Annotated in this window: 2 protein-coding genes and 1 pseudogene; all 3 read right to left on the bottom strand. The window is 39.1% G+C overall.

What is annotated here, in order from left to right:
- Positions 1-261 (bottom strand): annotated as a pseudogene (locus WBJ10_RS01155) (hypothetical protein); the annotation flags it as partial.
- Between the two features lie 148 nt (positions 262-409).
- Positions 410-3,775, bottom strand: a complete 3,366-nt coding sequence (locus tag WBJ10_RS01150; protein WP_424287723.1) for a VCBS repeat-containing protein — start codon at positions 3,773-3,775, stop codon at positions 410-412.
- Between the two features lie 89 nt (positions 3,776-3,864).
- Positions 3,865-5,073: FG-GAP repeat domain-containing protein (locus tag WBJ10_RS01145; protein WP_424287722.1), on the bottom strand; the 1,209-nt coding region annotated here is incomplete at its 5' end.

Genomic DNA, 5,073 nt, shown 5'->3' with positions numbered 1-5,073 from the left:
CAACTGTCCACTTAAAGAACGGTAATTGGGATAATGAGGCAACAATGCTTCATAAGCTGCGATACTGGAATATGCGTAGATGCGGCTGGCCACCGGCGGAGAAAAAATATCATGCACCATTACATACGTTAGTTTTCCCATAGCATTATGGATAAAAGCGGTATTGCTCGGTTCCTCTTTTTCTACCTGCTTTTTACATCCTCCAACAATTAGAATATTTATTAACAGAATTACAATGTAACGAAACTTAAACTTCATCATTTATTGATTACGGCGCAGCCCTTTAACGACTAAGCGTTATATTCCACATAGATTTAATATTCAATATAACCTGCTACAACATGCAATTTACGATTTCGCCAAAAATTATTAGAATATAATATGCCTAGATATAAAACAGATTGATGAGTTATTTACCAGAAAGCGTATTCAGTTTTTTAAATACTTGCAATGGTGCGTTATTGGTGGCCACGAGGAAAATTTCTCCTCCAGCAGTTTTAAGAGATTTTATGTCTCTTACTTCACCGTTCAATAAAAACCCTGAAAGAGTAGGCAAAACAGGCTTGAATGCACCTTTACCATTTCCCTTTAAGATCAGACCATAACTTGCATCATACCGTCCCTGGTAGGTACTTACTCCATAAAAATTACCTCCCAGCAGTATATCTATAGCACCATCTCCATCCACATCATTTGTTGAAAAAGAAAATATTTTAGACACCTGCGCTTCCTCAGGCAGGTTTTTAATATTAAATTGTTTATTGCCCTTGTTTTCTAGATAAATCGAAGCAAACTTATTTACCTCCAAAATCAGGGCATCTTTCAGCTCATCGGCACTAAATAACTGATCAATGGTTTTGCCAGCAAACTGCTGATAATTGGTAAACTTCTTATTCAAAAACGGCATCTGTTTACCCAATTCATCTTTTGAGGCTACGGGATACCATTCTTCTCCTTTTCTGTAGGTAAGAATATGGTCTACAGTTCCGTTTCCATCAATATCCTTGACAAACATTTTTAAACCGGAACTATTCCCTTTTTTAAATTTCGTATTAGTACCCAGATTGCCTACAATGAAATCAACGTCTCCGTCCCGATCAAAATCTTCGGCCTTAATTGTTTGCCAGAATCCATTGACGGCGTCCAATACTTTAGAAGATTTGTTTTCGGAAAGTTTATTATTGCTATTTTCAAATATTTTTACCGGCATCCAGTCGCCAACAACGATTAAATCAGGGTCACCATCTTTATCATAATCGGCCCAAACTGCATCTGTTACCATTCCGCATTTCCTTAGCGAAGGCGCAAGCTGCGCGGTGGCATCTTTAAAATAACCCTTCCCGTTATTAATCAGCAGATAAGAATTGGGGCTGATACCATATTGGAACCCCGTCACCCTTCCACCAACAAACAAATCAAGGTCGCCATCCCCATCAAAATCTACGGCCCTTACACAGCTCTTGTTATCATACATGGCAGGCAAGCCTTTACTTTTCGTAAAATTACCTTTACCATCGTTGAGGTATAAACGGTCAAATTGCTCCGGCATTTTACCATAAAATTCATTCCCTCCCGACACCACATAAAGGTCCTGATCCTTATCATTGTCGGCGTCAAAAAAGATTGCATCGACATCCTCATATGTAGAATCTGTCTGGAAAATTGACTTGTTCGATGAAACAAACTTTCCCCGCTTCGTCTGAATAAATAGCTTTCCTGCCTGCCACTTAGCTCCACCTGCATAAAAATCGTCAAGCCCATCACCGTTTACATCGCCTACCGCAAGTTTTGGTCCTTCTGTGGAAACCTGAAAAGGAATAAGGCTTTCGCGATAAAAATCCAGGTAATTATTTTCCTCATGCTTGTAATCAATACCTGCAGTAGCTGATATGTCAACAAATAATGGAGCTGATTTAGGAAATATTTTCTGAAGTACGGCTTCAGAGCTTAAGTTGGCATCGCTTTGCTTAAGGATAAGGGTTGTATTTGCTTTTGTATTTACTTTTGTCTCTGCCTTACCATCAGGCCAGATAACAAAAAGGGAATCAATCTCTGATTTATTACCTAATCCAAATAACAGTTTTGGTTCAACCGATGACATAAAACCCCGGGTGGGCATCATTTGCTGGACCTGCATCCCGCCCGATTTATTTTTAATAAAAACTTTAGCGCCAATACCGAAAGAATTAAAATTTTCTCCTTTTAAGGCTATTTTAAGATAATTATTTTTAAAAAGTTCATCACTGCTGTTATGATAAATTTTAGCTGTTTCATTAATATTGTTGGTAACCAGGTCGAGATCGCCATCATTATCTAAATCTACATATACCGCACCGTTCGCTACTGTTTCCTCGCCAAAACCCCATTCCTGTGATTTATCGATAAAACGCAAATTTTCTGCACCCTTGAAAAGATAGTTATGCACCTTGCCTTCAGGCATCATTTGTATAGCTTTCTGATCTAAGGATTTGGAGATATTAGGCGAGTAATACATTGAATCCTGTGTAGCAAACTTAATGTAATCCAGGTTATTGGGCCTTTTAACTATTCCGTTCGAAATAAAAATATCTTTAATCCCATCATTATCATAATCTGCCAGCAGAGTAGACCAACTCCAGTCTGTCGCAGCTACGCCCGCCATCAGGCCTATGTCAGAAAATTTTTGGCCTGATAAATTTAACTGCAAACAATTGCGGCTGTATTGGTTGAAATAACCAAACTGAAGTTTAAATAAAAATATGTCGATAGGATCCTCGCCCATAGAGGATTTCTCGACAGTTTCATCTTCGGGATACATGTCGAGGGTCATAATATCCAAAAAACCATCATTATTCATGTCAGCGGCATCACATCCCATGGAAAAACGGCTGATATGTTGGAAATGATCTTTAACACTCTCGCTAAACGTGCCGTCCCTGTTATTCAAATAATAGTAATCATCTTCATGGAAATCATTGGCTACATAAATATCATCCCATCCGTCATTATTGAAATCGGACACAACAAGTCCCAGGCCGTATCCCATAGCTGCTCCATAAATCCCAGCCCGATCGCTAACGTCCTTAAATTTAGTAACAGCCGATGTTTTGGGTTTCCCCTTTTGCTGACTCATTTGGTTTTCAAACAAATAATCGCCTGCTTCATTGTTTCTCAAATTACGTGCACTCACGCGGTTGTAGCTGCGGGATGTATGCACGGCATGGTTTAACAAATACATATCCAGATCGCCGTCTCTGTCATAATCAAAAAATGCAGCCTGGGTAGAGAAGCCTGTAAAATCTAATCCGTATTCAGCTGCACTCTCGGTAAAAGTAACTTGTCCATCTGCGCCCACTCCGTTATTTATGTACAGCTCGTTAGCGCCTTCGAGCCCTTTGAAATTACCCACCGCACAAACATAGATATCCAGCCAACCGTCACCATTTACATCGGCCATGGTCACCCCGTTTTGCCAGTCTGCAAAACCCTCTACCCCTGCATCGGAAGAAATGTCCTTAAATTTGAAGTTGCCAAGGTTTTGATAGAGTTTATTCTTGCCTTGATTAGACACAAAATACAAGTCGGGCAATCCATCGTTATTTAAATCCCCTGAAGCTACACCACCCCCATTATAATAGTACAGATAGCTAACAATATTAAAATCATCATCTTCTTTTAGCTTATTACTAAAATTTATCTGGCTTTGGGATGAGTCGACTATATTGAAAAGAGGCTTTTCTGCTGGATCCGACTGCTTTTTCTTGCATGATGTCGCGCCTATAATGAATATTGTCATTATCAACCAGACGTAACCATCAACATTCGATTTTATAATGTACGTTATATTCAAGGTATATCTAATAGCTTAATTTATCGTTTTTTTAATTAATTAGAAGGTTTTTGTCTGAAACCTATTGCCTGAAGCTTATCATTGTTTTTGGCAAGTATGACTATATCTTTTCCTGCCGAATTTTTTATAATCCCGGATCTACGTACCTGACCTTTTACAAGAACTCCGGATTCAGCGGGCAATAAAACATCAAAATTAAGCCCTTTCTTTCCCTTCAACACCAAACCATGATTAGCATCAAATCTGCCGATTTCCGGTAAGACATCATAAAAATTACCGGTCAGTATTAAATCCTTAATCCCATCATTATCAAAATCTGTAATTTCTGTAGCATGTATAGCGGAAAATTGAGCCCTCAATGGTAGTGCCTTCAAAGAAAATTTCATTTTACCCTGATTAATTAATAGTGATGAACTGGGGTTGCTGACTTTTTTAAAAACAGCTCCCTTCAATTGCTCTTCAGTAAAAATCTCTTTAACTGTTTTTCCAGCATAATCACCATACTTAACAAATTTTTTCTTAATGATGGGGACCTGCTTTTGCAAATCACTTTTTAAAACCATCGGGTAACTTTTGCCGTTTTCTGTGTAGCAAGAAATGATCTGTTCAATCGTCCCGTTCCTATCAAAATCTGCAACAATTAATTCTGCTGGATTCGATACACTGGCTGTTATGCGTGAATTTGTACCGAGATTGCCTAGAACAAAATCTAAATCGCCATCGCCATCCAGGTCTGCAGATTTAATACTGTTCCACCAGCCTTCAGAATTTGGCAGCTGCGTTTCACTAAATTTTCGGCCCTTGTTGTTTTTAAAAATCGTCACTGGCATCCAATCTCCAACGACGATTAGCTCCGGGTATTTGTCGCTGTCCACATCCGCCCACTCAGCATCTGTAATCATTCCTATTTCATTTTTAGGCAGATATCGCTTGGTGTAGTTTTTGAAACTCCCGGCACCGTTGTTTATGAGTAAATAACTTGGCGGGTCGAGTCCATAGCTACCAGAAACCATTCTGTTTCCAACAAAAATATCGACATCGCCATCAAGATCAAAATCTGCAACGGCTACACAAGCACCATTATCGGTCAGGTTTGGAAGCCGCTGGCTATCCTTTGTAAAATTCCCCTTTCCATCATTGATATACAACCTATCCAGAAGTTCTGACGCGCCTGGCAAAAACTCGTTACTACCTGTCACTACAAAAAGATCAAGGTCTTTATCATTATCGGCATCGAAAAAAAC

The organism is Daejeonella sp. (assembly GCF_049655485.1).
GTDB lineage: Bacteria > Bacteroidota > Bacteroidia > Sphingobacteriales > Sphingobacteriaceae > Daejeonella.
The sequence above is the reverse complement of the archived record's forward strand: the minus strand, read 5'-3'. Positions and strand labels throughout refer to the sequence as shown.

Coding starts and splice junctions, on each gene's coding strand:
- WBJ10_RS01150 (WP_424287723.1), bottom strand. CDS start 3,775: ATGACAATATTCATTATAGGCGCGACATCATGCAAGAAAAAGCAGTCG.